19 protein-coding genes are annotated in these 19,183 nt (G+C 62.9%); 7 read left to right on the forward strand and 12 right to left on the reverse strand.

The features are described 5' to 3' along the window. Positions 1-171: 171 nt before the first annotated feature. Complete coding sequence (locus AB8B20_RS16435; protein WP_439074611.1) at positions 172-552, forward strand: DUF930 domain-containing protein; 381 nt, start codon at positions 172-174, stop codon at positions 550-552. Positions 553-567: 15 nt separating this feature from the next. On the opposite strand, the gene AB8B20_RS16440 is transcribed toward AB8B20_RS16435, so the two are convergent. Next, the gene (locus tag AB8B20_RS16440) at positions 568-822 is read right to left on the reverse strand and encodes a PepSY domain-containing protein (RefSeq protein ID WP_309942977.1); all 255 of its coding nucleotides are present in this window, start codon (positions 820-822) and stop codon (positions 568-570) included. Positions 823-1,053: 231 nt separating this feature from the next. Between AB8B20_RS16440 and AB8B20_RS16445 the strand changes: the two genes are divergently transcribed. Then, complete coding sequence (locus AB8B20_RS16445; protein ID WP_439074610.1) at positions 1,054-2,760, forward strand: SGNH/GDSL hydrolase family protein; 1,707 nt, start codon at positions 1,054-1,056, stop codon at positions 2,758-2,760. Between the two features lie 156 nt (positions 2,761-2,916). Here AB8B20_RS16445 and AB8B20_RS16450 read toward each other — a convergent pair whose 3' ends face one another. Next, complete coding sequence (locus tag AB8B20_RS16450) at positions 2,917-3,279, reverse strand: CsbD family protein (RefSeq protein ID WP_089266232.1); 363 nt, start codon at positions 3,277-3,279, stop codon at positions 2,917-2,919. A gap of 82 nt (positions 3,280-3,361) precedes the next feature. Further along, positions 3,362-4,096: an SDR family NAD(P)-dependent oxidoreductase gene (locus tag AB8B20_RS16455; protein WP_439074609.1), complete on the reverse strand. Its 735-nt coding sequence runs from the start codon at positions 4,094-4,096 to the stop codon at positions 3,362-3,364. Positions 4,097-4,203: 107 nt separating this feature from the next. On the opposite strand from AB8B20_RS16455, the gene AB8B20_RS16460 reads away from it, so the two are divergent. Beyond that, positions 4,204-4,983 carry an SDR family NAD(P)-dependent oxidoreductase gene (locus AB8B20_RS16460; protein ID WP_439074608.1) on the forward strand — a complete coding sequence of 260 codons (780 nt, stop codon included), beginning with the start codon at positions 4,204-4,206 and terminating at the stop codon, positions 4,981-4,983. A gap of 117 nt (positions 4,984-5,100) precedes the next feature. Next, entirely contained in the window at positions 5,101-5,988 is an 888-nt protein-coding gene (locus AB8B20_RS16465) for a TauD/TfdA dioxygenase family protein (RefSeq protein ID WP_439074607.1), read from the forward strand. Positions 5,989-6,040: 52 nt separating this feature from the next. Here AB8B20_RS16465 and AB8B20_RS16470 read toward each other — a convergent pair whose 3' ends face one another. Both AB8B20_RS16470 and AB8B20_RS16475 read right to left on the reverse strand, forming a co-directional pair. Then, positions 6,041-7,006, reverse strand: coding sequence for a Bug family tripartite tricarboxylate transporter substrate binding protein (locus tag AB8B20_RS16470; protein ID WP_439074606.1), 966 nt, complete (start codon positions 7,004-7,006; stop codon positions 6,041-6,043). Between the two features lie 94 nt (positions 7,007-7,100). Further along, on the reverse strand, positions 7,101-8,498 hold the full coding sequence (locus AB8B20_RS16475) for a lytic murein transglycosylase (protein WP_439074605.1): 1,398 nt from the start codon (positions 8,496-8,498) through the stop codon (positions 7,101-7,103). A gap of 262 nt (positions 8,499-8,760) precedes the next feature. Between AB8B20_RS16475 and AB8B20_RS16480 the strand changes: the two genes are divergently transcribed. Continuing rightward, positions 8,761-9,645: a UTP--glucose-1-phosphate uridylyltransferase gene (locus AB8B20_RS16480; RefSeq protein WP_068728967.1), complete on the forward strand. Its 885-nt coding sequence runs from the start codon at positions 8,761-8,763 to the stop codon at positions 9,643-9,645. A 3-nt stretch (positions 9,646-9,648) separates the two neighbouring features. Here the strand turns inward: AB8B20_RS16480 and AB8B20_RS16485 are convergent, their stop codons facing one another. Further along, positions 9,649-11,145 (reverse strand): sensor domain-containing diguanylate cyclase, encoded by a 1,497-nt coding sequence (locus AB8B20_RS16485; RefSeq protein ID WP_439074604.1) that lies wholly within the window; start codon positions 11,143-11,145, stop codon positions 9,649-9,651. Between the two features lie 199 nt (positions 11,146-11,344). On the opposite strand from AB8B20_RS16485, the gene AB8B20_RS16490 reads away from it, so the two are divergent. After that, the gene (locus tag AB8B20_RS16490; protein ID WP_089266229.1) at positions 11,345-11,617 is read left to right on the forward strand and encodes a hypothetical protein; all 273 of its coding nucleotides are present in this window, start codon (positions 11,345-11,347) and stop codon (positions 11,615-11,617) included. A 34-nt stretch (positions 11,618-11,651) separates the two neighbouring features. Here the strand turns inward: AB8B20_RS16490 and AB8B20_RS16495 are convergent, their stop codons facing one another. Then, positions 11,652-13,256, reverse strand: a complete 1,605-nt coding sequence (locus tag AB8B20_RS16495) for an outer membrane beta-barrel protein (protein WP_439074603.1) — start codon at positions 13,254-13,256, stop codon at positions 11,652-11,654. 342 nt (positions 13,257-13,598) lie between these two features. Between AB8B20_RS16495 and AB8B20_RS16500 the strand changes: the two genes are divergently transcribed. Further along, the gene (locus AB8B20_RS16500; protein ID WP_439075039.1) at positions 13,599-14,576 is read left to right on the forward strand and encodes a KpsF/GutQ family sugar-phosphate isomerase; all 978 of its coding nucleotides are present in this window, start codon (positions 13,599-13,601) and stop codon (positions 14,574-14,576) included. Between the two features lie 3 nt (positions 14,577-14,579). Here AB8B20_RS16500 and AB8B20_RS16505 read toward each other — a convergent pair whose 3' ends face one another. From AB8B20_RS16505 to AB8B20_RS16525, 5 genes are all read right to left on the reverse strand, one after another. Continuing rightward, positions 14,580-15,023, reverse strand: a complete 444-nt coding sequence (locus tag AB8B20_RS16505) for an NfeD family protein (RefSeq protein ID WP_439074602.1) — start codon at positions 15,021-15,023, stop codon at positions 14,580-14,582. Positions 15,024-15,033: 10 nt separating this feature from the next. Then, positions 15,034-16,023, reverse strand: coding sequence for an SPFH domain-containing protein (locus AB8B20_RS16510; protein ID WP_089265787.1), 990 nt, complete (start codon positions 16,021-16,023; stop codon positions 15,034-15,036). Positions 16,024-16,257: 234 nt separating this feature from the next. Further along, the gene (hemH, locus tag AB8B20_RS16515; protein WP_439074601.1) at positions 16,258-17,295 is read right to left on the reverse strand and encodes a ferrochelatase; all 1,038 of its coding nucleotides are present in this window, start codon (positions 17,293-17,295) and stop codon (positions 16,258-16,260) included. A gap of 71 nt (positions 17,296-17,366) precedes the next feature. Beyond that, on the reverse strand, positions 17,367-18,524 hold the full coding sequence (locus tag AB8B20_RS16520) for a nickel/cobalt transporter (RefSeq protein ID WP_439075037.1): 1,158 nt from the start codon (positions 18,522-18,524) through the stop codon (positions 17,367-17,369). Continuing rightward, positions 18,524-19,171: a DUF1007 family protein gene (locus AB8B20_RS16525; protein ID WP_439074600.1), complete on the reverse strand. Its 648-nt coding sequence runs from the start codon at positions 19,169-19,171 to the stop codon at positions 18,524-18,526. The genes AB8B20_RS16520 and AB8B20_RS16525 overlap by 1 nt, the downstream gene beginning before the upstream one ends. Positions 19,172-19,183 lie beyond the last annotated feature (12 nt).

Below are 19,183 nucleotides of genomic sequence, written 5' to 3' on the forward strand. Positions count from 1 at the left end.
CGGCGCGGGACAGACGGCGCGTGCGCGCGTCGATCCCATTCACGGCCGGGACTCGCACAGCGCGACCTGCCGCGCGGCGCATCCCAGAGTGGGTAGCCAGCAACCCGCAGAGACGCTAAGCGGTATTATCCCGCCGATCTCTTACCTTCCAAACGTGTTGTCCCTTCCCGCATGAAATTCCTGCTTATTCCGCTCGGCCTTGTGGCGCTTGTCCCGCAGGCCCATGCCAGCGATACCCGCTTCATGGCGGCCCTCGGCAAGCTCGATCCGAAGACCCGGCTGGAGCAGGTCTGCGACTTCGAGGCGATGCGCCGGATCAGCAAGGGCGGCCCGCGTGTCGAGCGCGCCAAATCCGACGCGCTGGTGCTGCCGCAGCATCTCGGCAATACGCTGATCGCCAAGGGCGGCGCCTATCGCGCGGGCGGCAAATGGATGCAGGTCGCCTTCACCTGCAAGGCGACGCCGGATCACAAGACGGTGCTGGATTTCACCTACAAGACGGGAACGGTCATTCCGCCGGCGAAATGGCAGGCTTTGGGGCTGTGGAAATAGACTAGCCTGCCGGCGTCAGTGCTTGGGCTCGTTCTTGGTGAGCGCGCCGCTATGCGGATCGACATGGACCTCGAAGGTCCGGCCGTCCTTCACGACATCGGCTTCCCAATGGCCGTCGTCGGCCTCAAGCTCTCTGATCTCCGTGTAGCCCAAGCTGCGCAGCTTCTCGGTGACCTGCTGTGCGGTCATCCAGTCCTTGCCGGGGGTATCTGCAGAAGCCCATGAGGGCAGCGCGAGAACGAGCGCAGCGGCGAGCAGCAGTGACTTCATGGCAAACCTCCCTGATTTGTCACGACAACTCCGGAATTGCCGCTTTGTTCGGCACAGGCCTTGGCTGCGGTCTCGCCGTTCACCCTGCCGCTAAAAGTTCCGGGATTTGCTTGACGTTAACGCCGGGCGGCGCTTGATGGCGGGATCGCGGCTGCCCGCTTGCGGCCCGAATCCGGTAGTATGTCGAGCGGGAACCCGGGTCTGCGGACCCTGCGATTGCGGTCGAGGCGCATGTCACAGAAGCCCAACTTGCCGAGATGGCGGATCGATCACTGGCGTGCCGAAAAGGGCACGCTGATGGTGCTCGCCGTGGCTTTGGGCCTGCTGATCGGCATCGTGGCGCCCGCGTCGGCGCAGTTCTTCGGTTTCGGCGGTCCGCAGCAACCTCCTCCGCGTCCGCAGCGCAATGTGCCTCAAGGCGGCGGTGGCGGCTTCGGCTGGTTCGGCGGCGGCAATGACAGTCCGTTTTTCGCGCCGTTCCAACAACAACAGGCGCCGAAGCGGGCCGCTCCACGCGAGGACTATTCGCGCGCACCGTCGCCGGAAAAACGCGATGCACCGGCCGAGCGCAACGTGCTGGTGCTCGGCGACAGCATGGCCGACTGGCTCGCTTACGGCCTTGAGGACGCCTATGCTGAACAGCCCGACATGGGCGTGATCCGCAAGCACAAGACCGTCTCCGGCCTGCTGCGCTATCAGCCGAAGGGTGAGCCCGCCGATTGGGCCGCGGCGGCCAAGGGCATTCTCGCCACCGAGAAGCCCGATGCCATTGTCGTCATGCTCGGCCTCAATGACCGCGTCGCAATCCGCGAGCCCGACAAGGCCGCCGAGAAGAAGGGCGCCAAGAAGGACGAGAAGAAGGACGGCGCCGCCGAAGTGAAGCCCGGCGACAAGCCGGCCGAGCCCGAGGCTGACGATGCAGATATTCCCGATCCCGGTTCGATCGTCACCGAGCGCGGCGCGCGGACCGGCGGCATGGTCGATTTTCGCGACGAGCGCTGGGGCGAACTCTACTCGAAGAAGATCGAGGAGATGATCAATGTCGTGAAGGCGAAGGGCATGCCCGTGCTGTGGGTCGGCCTGCCCGCGGTGCGCGGCACCAAGGCGACCGCCGACATGCTCTATCTCGACAATCTCTATCGCGACGCCGCGACCAAGGCCGGCATCACCTATGTCGATATCTGGGACGGCTTCGTCGACGAGGCCGGCCGCTTCCTGCAGCAGGGCCCGGATTTCGAAGGCCAGATCCGCCGGCTGCGTTCGGCCGACGGCGTCTATTTCACCAAGGCCGGCGCCCGCAAGATGGCGCATTACGTCGAGCGCGAAATCACCCGTTTGCTCTCCGGCCGCTCCGCGCCGATCGCGCTGCCGAGCGAGCCTGCGACGCCGGACCTCAATGCCGTGCCTGGTGCGCCAGCGCCGCGTCCGCTGGCCGGCCCCATCGTGCCGCTGGTCGCTTCCTCGGTCGGCACCGATCAACTGCTCGGCGGCCCCGGCGTGAAGCCGGTGAGTGTCGATGCGCTGGTGGCGCGCGTGCTGGTGAAGGGCGAGCCGCTCGCCGCGCCCGCCGGCCGCGCCGACGACTTCGCCTGGCCGCGCCGCGAGATCGGCCGCGAACAGGCCAAGGGCGATGTACCTGTGGCCGCAGTCACCCCGACCACATCAGGCACGAGCGGCACGACCGCTGCGGCGACCGGGCCGGACGGCATCGTTCCGGTGCCGGCGCCGCCGGCCGCGCCGAAGAAAAAGCCGAAACCCGTCATCGCCACCGAAGCGCCGTCATCCTTCGGTAGTTTCTTTGGCTTCGACGATGCGCCGCGCCGCGCGCCCGTCCAGCAGGCGCCCCAGCGCCCCCGCCCGGCCCAGGCGCCCGGGCCGCGCCCGCCGGCCAATGTCGGCCCCGCCGCCTCCGCCCCCTCCGGTTTCTTCACGCGCTAATCGCGCGAAAAATTGCGACGCGAAATTTCAGAGTCAAAAAAATCCCTCAGCCTTTGCGGGCTGAGGGATTTTTGCTTTGGATATTTTCTTGGACGTTTTCTTAGATGTGGCTGCTGACGCTTCTGCGGCGTCCGTTATCTCAGCCGTGATCTGCTATCAATAACCGAAACGGTTCGGACGACGGCGCGGCGGACGCGTCATCAGCATCGCCAGCGCAAAGCCGATACCGCCTGCGATCAACAGCGAGCCGAGCGGATTGTCGCGGACCTTGTCGGTGATCGCCTGCGTGCCGTCGCGATAGACGTCGCTGTCGAGTGCATCCTTGGCATAGCTGGTGGCGGCGTCCGATGCGTCACGCACGGCATCCTTGGCCTGGCCATACAGGTTCTGCACGGTGCCCGTCGCTTCGCGCGCGCGGCCCGAGGCTTCAGTCCGCTCATCGCCCGTGGCTCGGCCGATCACACCTTCAACCTTGCCAGCTGCATCCTTGGCTGCGCCCGCAATACGGTCCTTGTCCATGTCGATTACTCCGTGAGGAAATTCTCGCCGGTGTAATGCCTGAAGCCAGTACTGGTTCCGCCGCGATGCAGGCGCCGTGAATTTAAAGGATCAAACCGCCATCGACGACCAGCGTATGACCGCAAACATAGGATGACAGCGGCGACGCCAGGAACAATGCGGCACCGGCCATATCGGCAGGCGTGCCGAGGCGCTGCAGCGGGATCCTGGCAATCGCGCCTTCCAGCCGCTTCGGATTCGCTGTCGTGACCTTTGTCATCTTGGTGTCAACGAGCCCCGGCGCGATACCGTTGACACGGATGCCGTCTTCCGACCACGCCTGCGCCAATGTGCGCGTGAGCCCAACTGCGCCGGTCTTCGACGCATTGTAGGAGGGGTTTCCCTTGGTCGCATGATAGGCCGCGGTGGAACTGACAATGATCAATCGGCCCTTGCTGGCCTTCAGTTGCGCGTGAAATTTCGTCGCGCAGCCCATCAGGCTGATCAGGTTGACTTCCATCACCTTGCGGAAGCCCTCCATTTCGAATTCACCGCGGCGATAGATCACAGCACCCTGCGCGAGGATCAGCACATCCACCCGATCGAGCTTCGGATCGAAGGCCTCGATGGCCGACGCGCTGCCAACATCGAGCTGGCTGTAGCCGAGGCCGTCGAGATCGGAACCTTCATCGATCGTGTAGTCGCTTGCCTTGGCGCGCGTCCCGCAGACATGCACATGCGCGCCGCGCGCACGAAAGGCCTGCGCCATACCATTGCCGATGCCGCTTGATCCTCCGACGATGAGCACCTGCTGGCCGCTGAAATCGAGTTCGTTCATCCCTGATCGTCCTTCTGGATTTTATCGGCACATGTTTGACCGCGCCGGCGATCGGTGCAAGCCTTCAACCAAGCCTCATCATGAAGGCGCAAAATTCGGAGGATGCCTTGTCGGATTACAAACAACTCAGCCGCTCGGTGCGCGGCCTCACCGTTCTGGTCACCGGCGCTGCAAGCGGGATGGGCCGCGCGACGGCGCGCGTGTTCGGCGAAGAAGGCGCCAATGTTGCCGTCACCGATATTTCGGCAGACGGCATTGCCTCCGTCGTTGACGCGATCACATCAGGCGGCGGCAGCGCACACGCATGGACCCTCGATGTCGCCGATCCCGATCGCATCCGCACAGTGGTCAGCGACGTCGCCGCGCATTTCGGCAGCCTCGATATCATCGTCAACAATGCGGGCATCTCGGTATCGACCGCCATCGATCAAGACGGCTATGACGCCGCATGGGATCGCGCCATCGCCGTGATGCTGACCTCGCACCAGCGCATCATCCGCGCCGCATTGCCTCACTTGCGCAAATCGCCCTCGCCGCGGATCGTCAACATCGCGTCCACCGAAGCACTCGGCGCCACCGCACTGCACAGTCCCTATTCCGCAGCAAAAGCTGGCGTGACCGGCCTGACGCGCTCACTTGCCGTGGAACTCGGCCGCGACGGCATCACTGTGAACTGCATCTGTCCCGGACCGATCACGACCGGGATCACCGAACGCATTAGCGACGAGCACAAGGTGATCTTTGCCAAGCGCCGCACCGTGTTGCGCCGCTATGGCGATCCGGAAGAAGTCGCGCATATGACGCTGAGCCTGTGCCTGCCGGCCGCGTCCTATATCACAGGCGCGGTGATCCCGGTCGACGGCGGCCTCATGGCACGCAATGCCTGACGGCATTCACGCCGGTTGACTTCGCACCTTGCGGGCGTAGCATTTTTCTCAAGCGGCACAGCATCGCTGGAAGCCGCAATCGAATGGGTCAACCATTCCACACGGAGGAAATCTGCAATGCCCGTGACAATCCGCAAACTGCATCCCTTGTTCGTCGGCGAAGTGACCGGCGTCGACCTGACCAAGCCGGTCAGCCTCGATGACGCCGCTGCCATCGAGCGCGGCATGGATGACTACGCTGTCCTGATATTCCCGAAGCAGGATATCACCGACGAACAGCAACTCGCTTTCGCGCAGAATTTCGGCGAGCGAGAGAACCGAAAAGGCGGCTCCGTCACCAAGAAGGAAGATTACCGGCTCACATCGGGGCTCGCCGACGTATCCAATCTCGGCAAGGACGGCAAGCCGCTGCCGAAAGACAGCCGGGCACACCTGTTCAATCTGGGCAACTGCCTGTGGCACTCCGACAGTTCCTTCCGGCCGATTCCGGCGAAATTCTCGCTGCTGTCGGCACGCGTGGTCAATCCGAAGGGCGGCAATACCGAATTCGCCGACATGCGCGCGGCCTATGATGCGCTCGACAGTGATGCCAAGACCGAGATCGAGGACATGATCTGCGAACATTCGCTGATGACGTCGCGAGGTGCGCTCGGTTTTCTCGACTACACTGACGAAGAGAAAGAGATGTTCAAGCCGGTGCTGCAGCGGCTGGTGCGCACGCATCCGGTGCATGGCCGGAAGTCGCTGTATCTGTCGTCGCATGCCGGCGCGATCCAGGGCATGTCGGTGCCCGAAGCCCGCGTGTTGCTGCGCGATCTCAACGAGCACGCCACGCAGCCGCAATTCGTCCATGTCCACAAATGGACGCTGCATGATCTCGTGATGTGGGACAATCGCCAGACCATGCATCGAGTCCGCCGCTACGACCAATCGCAGCCGCGCGACATGCGCCGGGCCACCGTCGCCGGCAATGCGCCGACGGTGGCGCAGCAGGCGGCGGAATAACCTGCCGTTCAAAGACAGGCGCGCCGCACGATGCGGCGCGCCTGTGTGCGTTCTAGATCCGCTCGATCTTTGCCTTCTCCAGCACCTCGCTCCAGCGCTTCACGTCGGAGGCCAGGAGATCGATGACCTCCTTCGGCTGCGAGGCCTTAGCCTGGCTACCGAGCGACAGCAGCCGCTCCTTCACGCTCTCATCCTTGAGCAGCGTGACCGTCGCGGCGTTCAGTCTTGCCACAACGTCATCGGGAAGGCCGATCGGGCCAACGAGGCTGTACCAGCCTGGCGCCGCGTAACCGGGGAAACCTGCCTCGGCCACGGTCGGAATATCCGGGAATGACGGAAAGCGTTCAGCGGTGGTTACGGCGAGTGCGCGGAACTTGCCGGCCTTGATTTGCTCGATCATCGAGATCGGCGGATCGACCATGAAGTCGATGCGCCCCGCGAGGACTTCGACAACGGCCTGAGCGCCGCCGCGAAACGGAATGTGCTGAAACTTCACGCCGGCCAACTGCCCGATCTGCTCGACGATTAGATGCGGGCCCGAGCCGACACCGGGCGTGCCGTAAGTGAGCGGCTTGTCCGGCTGCTTCTTTGCAGAAGCGATCAACTCGGCGAGATTCTTGAAGGGCGCGTCCGCATTACACGAGAACATGTAGGGCGCTTCGGAGACTTGGCAGATACCCTTGAGGTCATCGACCGGCTTGTAAGGCAGGCTCTTGTAGAAGGCCGACGACGCGCCATAGGTCGCGGTGATCAGCGAGATCGTGTAGCCGTCAGGCGCCGAGCGGGCGAGCTGCGCCCCGGCGAGCGTCGTGCCGGCGCCGGGCTTGGTTTCGACCACCACGGTCTGGCCGAGAATTTTCGACAGACCTTCGGCGAGCACACGCGAGGTTGCGTCGGTGCCGCCGCCCGGCGCGAAACCGTGCAGCAGGGTGATGGACCGTTCCGGCCACGCCGCTTTAGCCTGAAATGGAAGAAGGCTTGCCGACAACCCGGCCAGCAGCGTGCGCCTGTTCAACATCGATAGTCCCCAAGAATGCATCAAGGGGAGCAGCGTAGCATGCATGCTGCAATGCGGTATAATGTTATGCGCTATGGCCCTCTGCGCAGGGCGCTTATCTCACCCGGAGCCGATCCAGCATCTCCGACGATGCAAACCCATCAGCAGGCGCGCCGACGGAGGCCTGGAAATTGCGCAAGGCTTCGCGGGTCTGGCCGCCAAACTGGCCGTCCGGCGTGCCTTTGTAGAAGCCGCGCTGCGCCAGCAGTTGCTGTAGCTCGAGCCGCTCGGCGCGGGACAGCACGCGCTCCTGACGCGGCCATGGCTGCAGGAAAGGCGGACCGCCGCGCAACCGATCGGCAAAATGGCCGATCGCCATCGCATAGGCCTCGGCCGGATTGTATTTCATGATGACGCGGAAATTCGTCAGCATCAGGAAGCCCGGCCCCTGCGAACCGGCGGGCGCGAGCAGATAGGCCTTTTCTGTCATGCGCGGGAACGGCTGGTTGTTGGCCCGCTTGAGGCCAAGCTGCTCCCATTGCGGCAGCGTCATCGCCTTGGCCTTGTCGGCCAGCATGTAGTTGAAGCCCTGTGGAACCACGACTTCGTAGCCCCAGGTCTGGCCGCTCTGCCAGCCATCCTTTTTCAGGTTGTTGGCGGTCGAGAAAATCAGATCGGTCGGATTGTCCACCACGTCACGGCGACCGTCGCCGTCGCCGTCCACCGCAAAGCGTTTGAACGCGGTCGGCATGAACTGGGTCGGGCCGAATGCGCCGGCCCAGGAGCCTCGCATCTGTTCAGGCCTCAGATCGCCGCGATGCAGGATTTCCAGAGCAACCAGAAATTCGTCCTTGAAATACGCCTGACGGCGGCCGACGCAGGCCAGCGTCGCCGTCGAGCGCAGAACGCTGCGATCGCCGATCATCGTCGAGTAGTTCGACTCGATGCCCCAGATCGACGCGATGATGTAGCGATCGACACCATAGGCCTTCTCGGCCGCATCGAAGATCGTCTTGTACTGCGCCAGCACCTCGCGGCCCTTGGCCATGCGGTTGTCGTTCACCAGGATGTCGAGATAGTCCCAGATCGCCTTGGTGAATTCCGGCTGCGAATCCATCAGGTCCATGATTCGCAGATCCGGCGTCAACCCGGCGGTGAAACGCTGATAGCTGTCCTGCGAGATGCCGCGGCGTGCGGCATCAGGCCACAGTCCGGCAATGCAGTTGTCGAAATTACCAGCGGCCTCGCGGATTGCCTGTGCAGTCATCAGCGGATGGCCGGATGCGCCGTCCTCGCCGCTCCAGGGCTGCGCTCCGGGCGCGCCGGGCAGTGCCGCCTGTGGCGGCGGGTCCTGGGTCTGCGACGATCCGCTAAAGATATTGTCGAACAGGCTGAAAGGGCCGCTCTTGCTCTGCGCCTGCGCCGCCACGGGCAGGGCTGCCGTAAGCAAAACTGCGCCGAGCGCAGCTACACCGCATGTCAGGCTCCGCGCCATCTTCTTCGCAGATTTCATCACTATCCATCTCGGGAATCTGACCGGAATTTGGTCATGACTGTGGCATGACAGGAGGCCCGGTGAGGGTTTCCATCAGCTTAACACTATTCCAGTTTTGCCTGGCTGGGCGGACGTGCCGCGCGGCAGAAAGGATAATTGCAGACATGTAGCCCGGCACCACACATCCGCCTTTGTTCCCGGTTGCAAACGGAACCAGCAGGCGCAATCTTCGTTGGCCTGCCTGCGTCGTTCCCCTCCAAGGTCATTGCAAAGTCCCCTGATGAAAATTCGCAAAGCCGTTTTTCCGGTCGCCGGCCTCGGCACCCGCGTCCTTCCCGCCACCAAGGCGATGCCGAAGGAAATGCTGACTATCGTCGATCGGCCGTTGATCCAATATGTGGTCGACGAAGCCCGCGAGGCCGGCATCGAGCATTTCATCTTCGTTACCGGCCGCAACAAGGGCATCATCGAAGATCACTTCGACCGCATGTTCGAGCTCGACGAGACACTCAAGAGCCGCAACAAGTCTGCCGAGATCGAACAGCTGGCGCTGTCCCAGCCTGCCGCCGGCGCCATGAGCTTCACGCGCCAGCAGGCGCCGCTCGGGCTTGGCCATGCTGTGTGGTGTGCCCGCGATATCGTCGGCAATGAGCCCTTCGCGGTGGTGCTGCCGGATGAGCTGGTGCTGAATTCCCCGGGCTGCCTGAAGCAGATGGTCGATATCGCGGGAGCGCTTGGCGAAAAGTCCAACCTCGTTGCCGTCGAGGAAGTGCCGATGGACATGACGCATCAATACGGCATCTGCGGTGTCGGCGAGCGCCACCCAACCCACGAGGCCGCTTTCACCATCGACGGCATGGTCGAGAAACCCCCGAAGGGCACCGCGCCGTCCAACCTGTCAATTACCGGCCGCTACATCCTGCAGCCGGAGATATTCAAGATTTTGGAGACTCAGGAGCGCGGCGCGGGTGGCGAAATCCAGCTCACCGATGCGATGATCGGCCTCGCCAAGAGCCAGTCGTTCTACGGCGTGGAATTCGAAGGCGAGCGGCACGATTGCGGTTCGAAGTCGGGCTTCCTGCGCGCCAATATCGCGTTCGGCCTGCAACGCCCTGATCTGCGCGAAGGTCTGCGCGCCGAAATGCTACGTTACCTCGGAGAGTAAGCGCTAGGCTGCAATCGCCTGGTACGCATCGCCTGCGATGACACACTGGTTGCGGCCTGCGGCCTTCGCCGCATAGAGCGCCTTGTCGGCAGCTTCTACCAGTCCCGTCCACTCCATCGTCACCAGCGGCTTCACGCTGGCGACGCCGATGCTGACCGTGAGCATCGCAGGATCGGCCGGCACCTGCTCGACGCGACGTCGAATGGTTTCGGCAACCTCATAGGCATCCTGCACGGTCGCACCGGGCAGCAGCACGGCGAACTCTTCCCCGCCATAGCGCGCGGCACAGTCGCCGGCGCGCTTCGCCGCTCCTGCGATGCAATTCGCGATCGCGATCAGGGCGGTGTCTCCGGATTGATGACCGAAGCTGTCGTTGAAAACCTTGAAATGGTCGGCGTCGATCAACAGCAGTGCCATCGGCCGTGAATGCCTGATGGCACGGCGCCATTCCAGCTCCATCGCCGCATCGAATTTGCGGCGATTGCGCAGTCCAGTGAGACCATCGGTCGTGGCCAGTTCTTCGAGCTTGTGCTCTGCGTGCGCGCGGCGGCCTATTTCGCGCGCCAGGAACAGTGTCACCGCGGTGATGAAGATAATCAGCGCCAGCATGATGCCGCCGATCTTGATCGCCTGCTGATACCACAGACTGTAGATGCCGGCCCACGGCCGGCCGACAATCACGAGCAACGGCCGACCGCTGTCGCGCCACACATAGAGACGCTCGATCTGGTCAACGACACCGACGCCCGAATACGACCCGTTGGACCGGCTCAGCGCCCGCATCACGCCGGGGGTCTTGCTCAGATCCCTGCCGACCACGTCGAGATCGAACGGCGTACGCATGATGACGACGCCGTCGCGGCGGATCACTGTGATGTTGTCGTCCTTGTTCAGCCGCAAGCGGCCGAACAGATCATGAAAGTAGGCGAACCGGATGGCACCCGCGACGACGCCGGCAAAATTGCCATCGACGTCGGTGATGCGGCGGCTCAGCACGACGGAGTACGCGCCCCGGTGCAGCATCGGTTTGCTGACATAGAGCCCGCGCTCGCCGTCGAACTTGTGTACCTTGAAGAACTCTTCGTCGGCACTGCTCTGCTTGGCAGGATCGAGCGATGCCGCATCGATGATAAGATCGCCATGCGCATCGAACACCTGAATGGATGCAAACTGGCGCGCTGATGCCGCATTGTCGAACAGGATCAGCTGGCGCATTTCCTTGCTGAGCTTGTCGATCTCGGGCGTATTGATGCCGGAAATGACAGCGCGCAACGACAGATCGTATTGTTCAACGGTTCGACCTATATCAGAATCGATGGAGGTGGCGAGGTTCTCGGCAGTCTGTCGCGCGAGCGCTTCCTCGCCGCGGCGCATATCGAGCATCACAGTGCCGCAAACGGCCGAAAAGCCAATGATCGTGACCAGCGACGACAGAATCAACAGCTTGGCCGATAACGGCCAGCGTCGAATTCCCGTGCTTGCATTCCCCGACTTCATCATGTGCTCCGTACCCCACGGATCGCACGCGAATGCTTGCCGAGCGCTTAAGTACCGGCTTTGGGTTCCACACGGCGTTAACGAACGGTTGCGGAAAATGCTCGGATGACGCACTTCCGATGTCGATTTACCGAAATCGCGCTGTAGCGCCTGATCGCGCGGGCGCGTATGACGTTTGCGAGATTATACCGAGGACAATTCCGTGCCTGACTACGACCTGCTCCGCGCCTACCTGGCCAGCCAGACCAAGGACGAATTCGTGCTGAGCATGGATGCGATCGAGGAGATCATCGACGACGCGCTGCCGCGCGCGTCGCACCGGGCCTCGTGGTGGGAGACCGAGCGCGCGCCCGATGAGCACATGCCGCAGCGCGAGGCCTGTATCGCAGCCGGCTTCATCGCCATCCGATTGCCCGATGGCTCCGGTGTGAAATTTCGCCGGAAGACGGCCAAGTTCATGCGGAAGTGGAATTAGGACGAGCGACGTGGCGCCCAGCGATTTTTGACCGTTATCGCTGTAGTCTCACGCCCAGCATCACCACGGTCGAGGCCGTGCTCGCGCCAAGGATGTTTGAATCCAGGATATCGCGGCGTACCTGCGCCTTGAGCTGGATCTCACGGTTCAGCTTGTAAACGAGATCACCTTGCAGCGAGTAGATCTTATCGAAGCGGAAGTTTTCCTGATAATCCTGCGTCACGTAAGTGAACTTGCCCGTGGCCGTCAGCCAGCGCCGGAAGTCGTGATTGACCTCGACCGTATAGGTGCGCGTGAGAATGCCGGGAACGCCGGGCACGGTGGTCTCGTCGATCGACGTGGTCGAAACGAATTTTGCAGTCGTCAGCGGTGTGGCCGTCCAGATCAGCGACGCTGACGTCAGCAGGCCCTTGAGAACCTCCAGCCGCGTATCCGTATAGCTGCGCGCTGCATAACCGATTGAGGCTTCGCCCGTCAGCAGACGCGTGAATTCAAACGTCGTGCCGGCCTTGATATAGCCGCCGCTGGAATCCCTGAGATAGCCGAAGCGATCCGCCCGATCGTCGTGCACACGGACATCGCCCTGGACTTCGGCGAATGGCTTTAGACCCGGCAGCACTTCATAGGTGGCGCGGCCGACGCCGCCATACTGATTGAAATTACGGTCATTGTTGTTGGTCTGGGTGCCGTCGGTCAGTTTCGAATCCTGATAGACGGTGCGATCGACGAGACCATCGACCTTGATCTGAAGGCGGTTGAAGTCCTTCTCGACCCCGAGCGACCCACCAGTCGTCGTGAACAGCGGGAACTCCTTCAAGCCGGCCTGAATGTTCGGGCTGCCCGGATTATCCGCGCCGACCCGCATACGCATTTCGCTGTTAACGCGCAGGTCGCGGGCGACATCGAGACGACCGGCGATCTTGCCGTTGAATTCGGCGCGATCGACATTTTCGGGTGCCGGCGAAGTCTGGAATGGCGCTGCGGGAAACTGCTTCTCATAGCCGGTGAAGGATCCGCGCAGATCCACGATGATCGAGTGCCGCGTCCAGTCGGTTGCGGCCAGCAGCTCCGGCGCGACCTTGTAGAACGACGACCCCTTCGGCTGCACGAAACGCGCCGGATTGTTGTCGAAACCGCCATAGAGTTCCACGGCTGACTTCACGAGAAAGCTGCCGACGCGCACGCCGGTCGGCGCGTAAGGATCTGGATCAATCGGCAATCGCCGGCGCGGCGGCTGACCCACCACCGTACCGGCAACCGATGGGGCGACGGGAGGCTTGGCGGCCTTGGCCGATGGCGGTGACGGCCGGGTTTCGGGCACCAGCGGCGGCGGCGGGCTGCCAGGCCCCACTGGCGGCTTCGGCTTCTTCGCGCCCGGATAATATTTGGTCTGCTTGCGCTTGCGGTTGAGCGCATCGAACCCGGTGCCGGCGGCGCCCGATGCGGCGGGTATGGGTGGTGTGATGATCGACTGTGGGATGCGATCCGGCGATAGCTGGCTGGTCTGCAGCGTTCCATTTGGCTGGAGCGGCGCATCCGTCGTCCGCCGCGTCGGCAGGTTCTGCGGCGACACGAAGCCGCCCGGAACCGGCGCCAGCAGGTCTGACGTCAATGCTTGCGAGAATGCCGGAGATGGCATGAGGAGGCTCAGGCACAGACATGCCGAAACCGCGCCGTTGGCCCAGGCGCGGTTGCGGCGGTCGCGTACTCGACCCATCCTCACGATCAGAAAAACTCCAACACTATCAAAAGCTTACAAAATCCACCAAGAGCGACGCCGGAGGCGCGCGCGACAACTCATGGTTAAGGGAGTTAAAACGCTTATGGTTAATGGCCCGTTGAGATCGCATCGGCGGGGTTTCGCCAGGCAGGCCCAGCCGTGCTAAGAGGACGGCGACACAGCCGGACAATTTACGGCCCCAGGATGCGATTGATGCCCCTCTCCAAGACACCCGGCCTTCCGACGAAAACGACGGCAGCGATGAGCGATCAAGCCATTGAAGCGATTGCCTCGGCGCTGCGGACGCTGGAGGCCGAAGCCAGCGGCGTCACCGCGCTGGCCACCGCGCTGCAATCCGACCTTGGCCCGTCCTTCGTCGCCGCCGCCGACCTGATCCTCAAGGCGAAGGGCCGCCTGATCATCACCGGCCTCGGCAAGTCCGGCCATATTGGCCGCAAGATCGCCGCGACCTTCGCCTCGACCGGAACACCTGCCTTCTTCGTCCATGCCGCCGAAGCCAGCCATGGCGATCTCGGCATGATCACGCCCGACGACGTCATCATGGCGCTGTCGTGGTCCGGCGAGCAGCCGGAAATGAAGAACCTCATCACCTATGCCAAGCGTTTCAGGATCGGCGTGGTCGCGATCACCTCCGAAGCTACCTCGACGCTGGCCGAGGCCGCCGATGTCGCGCTGACGCTGCCGAAGGCGCGCGAGGCCTGCCCGCATAATCTCGCGCCCACGACGTCGTCGCTGATGATGCTGGCGATGGGCGATGCGCTGGCGATCGCGCTGCTGGAAGGCCGTGGCTTTACGTCGGTGGATTTCAGCGTGCTGCACCCCGGCGGCAAGCTCGGCGCAATGCTGAAATACACCCGCGACCTCATGCATTCAGGCGACGCCGTGCCGCTCAAGCCGCTCGGCACCAAGATGTCCGATGCGCTGGTGGAAATGTCCTCGAAGGGCTTTGGCTGCGTCGGCATCACCGATGGCAACGGCCATGTGGTCGGCATCGTCACCGACGGCGATCTCCGCCGTCACATGCGCGCCGACCTGATGACGGTCTCGGTCGATGAAGTCATGACCAAGAATCCCAAGACCATCAGCCGTGACCTGCTCGCCGGCGAAGCGCTGGAAATCCTCAACTCGTCGAAGATCACCGCGCTGCTGGTGACGGACGCCAGAAAGCCCGTCGGCATCGTGCATCTGCATGATCTGCTGCGGGCGGGCGTGGCTTAGTTTTTACGCCACATCCACCGTCAGACTGGCCCCGTCCGCCTTCACGATCTTCACCTTGGTGCCTGCCGGCGTATCCGGGCCACTGACGCGCCACACCGTATCGTCGATCCGCACGATGCCCTCGCCGTCGATAATCGGCCGATCCAGCGTGCAGATACGGCCGACCAGCGCATCGCTGCGCTTGTTGAGGAACGGATTCGGATTGGCGCCGGGCTTCTGACGCGCTATGCGTCGCCATAGCGGCACGGCGGCGACGGCGAACAATCCGAACAGCAGGATCTGCACCTGCCATGACGGCGTGACGATGAAGGACAGCACGCCGACCAGGAATGCGGACAGCCCGAGCCAGAACATGAAGACGCCGGGCGCCAGCAGCTCTAGCGCCATCAGAAGCACGCCAAAGATCAACCAGTTCCAGTTGCCCAAAGTGACGAACATTTCGGCCATTGCGAAATCCCTAGCTGCGCGGCGGCGTTGTACCCGCCGGCGGCACTGATCCGCTGCGGCGCGCGGCAGCCTGGGCCGAGGTCGAGTTCTCGCCGAAGGTCGCCTTGGCGATCTCGCCGATACCGGCCAGCGAGCCCAGCATGCTCATGGCTTCCACCGGCAGCATGATGACCTTCTGGTTCGGCGATTCCGCAAGCTGGCCGAACGCCTTGATGTATTTGTCGGCGATGAAGTAGTTCAGCGCCGCAACGTCACCCTTCGAAATCGCCTCCGACACCACCCGCGTTGCGTTGGCTTCGGCCTCTGCGGAACGCTCGCGTGCCTCGGCGTCACGGAACGCAGCCTCGCGGCGGCCTTCCGCCTGCAGGATCTGGCCCTGCTTGGCACCTTCGGCACGGAGAATTTCCGACTGGCGCTGACCCTCAGCCTGCAGAATGTCGGCGCGCTTGACGCGCTCGGCCTTCATCTGCCGGCCCATGGCCTCGACCAGATCGGCGGGCGGCACGATGTCCTTGATCTCGATACGGTTGACCTTGAGGCCCCATGGGGAGACGGCGGCATCGACGACGCGCAGCAGACGCTCATTGATCTCGTCGCGATGCGACAGCACCTGATCGAGATCCATCGAGCCCATCACCGAACGGATGTTGGTCATGGTCAGCACGATGATCGCCTGATTGAGGTCGGACACTTCGTAGCTTGCCTTGGCCGCGTCGAACACCTGGAAGAACGCGACGCCGTCCACGGTGACGGTGGCGTTATCCTTGGTGATCACTTCCTGCTCGGGAATACTGATCACCTGTTCCATCATGTTCATCTTGCGACCGACACGGTCGAAATACGGGATGATGAGGTTGAGGCCCGGCGACAGCGTGCGGGTGAACTTGCCGAAGCGCTCGATGGTCCAGTCATAGCCTTGCGGCACGGTCTTCACACCGGCAAACAGCGTGAAGATGATCAGCAGCACAACGGCGATGGCGAAAATGTCGTAACCGGACATCAAAGTCTCCCTGCGGCAAAATGGACGCGCGACGCACGGCGTCTCGTTGTTTTGTCGTCGGGGAGGATTTTAAGGTTCGAAATCGGGAAAAGCGAGAGCGCCGAAGTGATCGCGAGCCACAGACCTCTCAGCCGTCATTGCGAGGAGCCCTTGCGACGAAGCAATCCAGTCTTCGCTTGCGGCTTCTGGATTGCTTCGCTGCGCTCGCAATGACGTGGATGGGTTGGAGCGCCGTTAAATCCAGCCCTGCAGCTCGCGCAGCACCAGCTGGCGGATCGTGTCCATGCCCTCGTCGCTATCGTTGAGACAGGGGATCGCAGAGAACTGCTCGCCGCCGTTGTGCAGGAATATCTCGCAATTCTCCTGCGCGATTTCTTCCAGCGTCTCCAGACAGTCCGCCGAGAAGCCCGGCATCACCACGGCAATGCGTCGCACGCCGTCCTTGGCCAGTTGCTCGATGGTCTTGTCCGTATAGGGTTGCAGCCAGGCGTCGAAGCCGAAACGGGACTGGAAGGTCAGCAACAGCTTCGGCGCATCCGGCCCGAGCCGCTTGCGCAGCGCTTCGGTCGTGGCCACGCATTGCGCCTGATAGGGGTCGCCCTTGTCGATATATTTCTGCGGCATGCCGTGGAACGACGCCACGATCATTTCCGGCACGAATGACAGCGTCGCCAGATGCTTCTCGATCGAGATCGCCAGCGCGCCGATATAATCCGGCTCATCATAATAAGGCGGGGTGACCCGCAGCGTCGGCTGCGCCCGCATGGTGCCGAGTACGCGGAACACTTCGTCGCAGACCGTCGCAGAGGTCGCCGCCGAATATTGCGGATAGAGCGGCACCACCAGAATGCGGTCGCAGCCTTTTGCGGTGAGTTCAGCGATGCGGGAACGGATCGACGGATTGCCGTAGCGCATCGCCCAGTCCACCACGAGATGGGTATGGCTATCGAGCGACGCAGCCAGCTTGTCCGACTGCGCGCGGGTGATGGTCTTCAGCGGAGACTCGTTCTTCTCCGTGTTCCAGATCTTGAGATAGTCCTTGGCCTTGCGGCTCGGGCGCGTGGTCAGGATGATGCCGTTGAGGATCAGCTTCCACAGCAGGCCCTGGTTCTCGATCACGCGCGGATCGGACAGGAACTCTCTGAGATAAACGCGTACGCCGCGGGTATCGGCGGTGTCGGGAGTTCCGAGATTGACCAGCAAGACGCCGACGCGTTCCGGTATCTCCAGGGTGGAGGCCGGTGGCAGCTCGAGAGAAACGACATTTGTCATGATGCCGGTGGCTTCGCGCTTTGGCTGGACCTTGTCAAGACGACGGACTGTCCATCAGGGCAGGACAGCGATCAGAAACAGGTGACGCGTTCGGCCGCGACATAACCCAGCAGCAGGCCAACGCCGAACAGCATCACCAGCGCCGCCGCGCCGAACTCGATCCCCCGCATCACCAGCGCGCCACTGCCGTCGCGCCCACCAGCCAGACGGCCGGCGAGACCCTTGGCGGAGACGGCGATGACGGCAATGGTTGCCACGGTAATCGCGGTTCCCAGGCCCATCACGAAGGTGGCCGCGATGCCGGCCCAGAACATGCCCTGCGCCAGCGCAAAGACCAGCACGAGGATCGCGCCGGAACACGGCCGGATGCCCACCGTGAACACGGCCGATAATCCACGCGCCCAGCCACCGGGGCCAGCGAGCTGATCCGGCGTCGGGCCATGGGAATGGCCGCAATGCTCGTCATGAACGTGATCGTGATGACTGTGCTCATGGTGCGCATGTGCTGAAGCCGTCGCCTCGGCATGCGCCGTATGGGCGTGCGCATGAGCATGCGCGTGGCCATGATGATGCTCGTGGTGATGGTGGTCATGGCCATGATCGTGGGAATGCGCGGACGCACTAGCATGCGCCATCGCGAGCTGCGCCCCCGCAGCCGGCAGCGACGGCCGCAAGGCGCGGAAGAACCCGCGCCCCTTGCTCCAGACCAGCCGCGCGCCGAACGCCGCGATCAGCCCGTAGCTCGCAATTTCCACCCAGCGCTCGGTGCTGCACATGGTCTTCGCCGTGACATTCAGCAGCCAGGCGCCAATGCCCACGATCAACACCGCCACCAGCGCCTGCATCAGCGCCGAGACGAAGGACAATATGATACCGCGCTTGGCGGTCTCTTCATTGGCGACCAGATAGGACGAGATCACCGCCTTGCCATGGCCGGGGCCGGCGGCGTGGAAGATACCGTAGGCAAAGGAGATCGCCAGCAGCGTCCACACCGCGCTGCCGTCGGACTTCGCGGCACGGATGGTCGCCGACATCGCCCGGTAGAATTCGGACTGCTTGGTGAGCAGCCAGCCGATGATGCCACCGACCTGCGAATCCGGCACGCCCTTCGGCGCGCCGAACGGATTCTGCGCCAACACATCATGCAGCGCTCCATCGGCAATCACTGACGCTGCGGCCAGCACAGCGCAAGCCAACAGCACGCGGCGCATCGTCATTTTCTGGAGCATCATGGGCAATCGACCGTGATCTTGTTAGCGAACATGGCGCCGTAATTGCTGTTCTCGCCATTCATGAAAGTGTCTTCATTCATGGTCTGCGCCTTGGCGGCGCCGTCCGACGGGCGCTGGATCGCCATCGTGCAGGTGGCCGGCGCGCCCGCCAGCTTGATGGGATCTTTCTTCTCCAGACCGAAATCGACGAAGAAGCTCGGATCGAAGATTTCCAGCTCCATCTTCTTGGCCTTGAACGGTGTCTTGAACGGCAGCGTGAAGTGCAGCACCAGCGCGGCGTCACGCTTCTCCAGATAATAGTCGACGGGATCGTTGAAGCGCTGCTTCTTGCCCTCCACCTTGGCGAAGGTGAAGAAGGCGAATTCCTTCAGCGACTCCACATTGGTCTGTGCCAGCGGCGCCAGTTCCTCGCGGGTATAGACGCCCTTGGTCTTGCTCTCGATGCCCTGCAGCGCATAGGTCGAGAACATGTCGTCGAACACCCAGGCATGGCGCACCCCGGTGATGGTGCCATCCGGCGCGTAGATCAGTTCGCTGGATGCGGTGACGAAGACATGCGGGTGGGCGGAGGCAACGGTGATGCCGGCTGTGAAGGCGAACAGCAGGGCGAAGATTCCCGCTAGCGACCTCAACAACCTCCGCATGTCATCCCCGCG

It is taken from the genome of Tardiphaga sp. 866_E4_N1_4 (assembly GCF_052076075.1).
GTDB classification, from domain to species: Bacteria; Pseudomonadota; Alphaproteobacteria; order Rhizobiales; family Xanthobacteraceae; genus Tardiphaga; species Tardiphaga robiniae.

Coding starts and splice junctions, on each gene's coding strand:
- AB8B20_RS16510 (WP_089265787.1), bottom strand. CDS start 16,023: ATGTCCGGTTACGACATTTTCGCCATCGCCGTTGTGCTGCTGATCATC.
- AB8B20_RS16495 (WP_439074603.1), bottom strand. CDS start 13,256: ATGCCATCTCCGGCATTCTCGCAAGCATTGACGTCAGACCTGCTGGCG.
- AB8B20_RS16480 (WP_068728967.1), top strand. CDS start 8,761: ATGAAAATTCGCAAAGCCGTTTTTCCGGTCGCCGGCCTCGGCACCCGC.
- AB8B20_RS16435 (WP_439074611.1), top strand. CDS start 172: ATGAAATTCCTGCTTATTCCGCTCGGCCTTGTGGCGCTTGTCCCGCAG.
- AB8B20_RS16500 (WP_439075039.1), top strand. CDS start 13,599: ATGAGCGATCAAGCCATTGAAGCGATTGCCTCGGCGCTGCGGACGCTG.
- AB8B20_RS16475 (WP_439074605.1), bottom strand. CDS start 8,498: ATGAAATCTGCGAAGAAGATGGCGCGGAGCCTGACATGCGGTGTAGCT.
- AB8B20_RS16450 (WP_089266232.1), bottom strand. CDS start 3,279: ATGGACAAGGACCGTATTGCGGGCGCAGCCAAGGATGCAGCTGGCAAG.
- hemH (WP_439074601.1), bottom strand. CDS start 17,295: ATGACAAATGTCGTTTCTCTCGAGCTGCCACCGGCCTCCACCCTGGAG.
- AB8B20_RS16485 (WP_439074604.1), bottom strand. CDS start 11,145: ATGATGAAGTCGGGGAATGCAAGCACGGGAATTCGACGCTGGCCGTTA.
- AB8B20_RS16465 (WP_439074607.1), top strand. CDS start 5,101: ATGCCCGTGACAATCCGCAAACTGCATCCCTTGTTCGTCGGCGAAGTG.
- AB8B20_RS16520 (WP_439075037.1), bottom strand. CDS start 18,524: ATGCTCCAGAAAATGACGATGCGCCGCGTGCTGTTGGCTTGCGCTGTG.
- AB8B20_RS16525 (WP_439074600.1), bottom strand. CDS start 19,171: ATGCGGAGGTTGTTGAGGTCGCTAGCGGGAATCTTCGCCCTGCTGTTC.
- AB8B20_RS16455 (WP_439074609.1), bottom strand. CDS start 4,096: ATGAACGAACTCGATTTCAGCGGCCAGCAGGTGCTCATCGTCGGAGGA.
- AB8B20_RS16470 (WP_439074606.1), bottom strand. CDS start 7,006: ATGTTGAACAGGCGCACGCTGCTGGCCGGGTTGTCGGCAAGCCTTCTT.
- AB8B20_RS16505 (WP_439074602.1), bottom strand. CDS start 15,023: ATGGCCGAAATGTTCGTCACTTTGGGCAACTGGAACTGGTTGATCTTT.
- AB8B20_RS16440 (WP_309942977.1), bottom strand. CDS start 822: ATGAAGTCACTGCTGCTCGCCGCTGCGCTCGTTCTCGCGCTGCCCTCA.
- AB8B20_RS16445 (WP_439074610.1), top strand. CDS start 1,054: ATGTCACAGAAGCCCAACTTGCCGAGATGGCGGATCGATCACTGGCGT.